General features: G+C 65.6%; 1 protein-coding gene. It reads right to left on the bottom strand.

Annotation, left to right across the window (positions count from 1 at the left end; all coding sequences use genetic code 11):
- On the bottom strand, nt 1–282 hold a 282-nt coding region (locus tag ACLBX8_RS32175), incomplete at both ends, for a hypothetical protein (protein WP_447716471.1).

Consider the following 282-nt stretch of genomic DNA (forward strand, 5'->3'; position numbering starts at 1 on the left):
CTCGTGTCAGCACGTGGTCTCCGAGGCTCGATAGCAGCCGCTCCACCGTGTCGGTCAACGCCGGCAGCTGTGCGGTCGGCACGTCATCGATTAACGTCGCGAGGGTCCGCCAGACTTCGGCGGCCAGCGTGTTCTGCATGCTCTCGGAAGCGACGACGCCGATCGCCGCGATAGCCAGGATCGCATCATCCACCCCCCGATCGGCATAGACGATCCGGGACGCGCTGTTTTCCGGGATCGGATCGGCGCTGCTCCAGCGCGCGATGATGTCCGGCAGGCAAT

Source organism: Methylobacterium sp. D48H (genome assembly GCF_053345715.1).